Origin of the sequence: Hallella faecis (genome assembly GCF_018789675.1) — a bacterium.
Lineage (GTDB): Bacteria > Bacteroidota > Bacteroidia > Bacteroidales > Bacteroidaceae > Prevotella > Prevotella faecis.
Genome location: NZ_JAHKBE010000175.1, coordinates 1 through 374 on the forward strand (window position 1 = coordinate 1; position 374 = coordinate 374).

General features: G+C 47.3%; 1 protein-coding gene. It reads right to left on the reverse strand.

The features are described 5' to 3' along the window. The coding region (locus KM934_RS13020) for a DUF6444 domain-containing protein (RefSeq protein ID WP_449555716.1) at window positions 1–374 on the reverse strand (374 nt) is incomplete at both ends.

Below are 374 nucleotides of genomic sequence, written 5' to 3' on the forward strand. Positions count from 1 at the left end.
GTTTCACCGCAATTAGTGCAATAGTTAGGCATGTCATCAATTATCTCGTCCGGCGATGGAGAGCAGGATAGTTTGTGACCGTCATGCCCCGCCTGTCCGCCTGGTTTCTTTCCGCTTGGTTTGCGAAGACTTTTTGTTCTTCTGACTATCTCGTCTTTCATGCTCTCCTTGCTCGGCGGAGTGCTGCTGTTGCTGGAATTCTTCTTGGGCTTCTCGTATTTAGACAGACGCTCTTTAAGTCTTGCATTTTCTTCGTCCTTCTTGCGTATTTGATGATTCAGAGCTTCTATGTTACGGTTCAGTTTGGCAATCTCAGCATATTGCTGATCGATGGTTTCACGCATCAACCGCATCTCTGCCGTCATGTCTTGCAG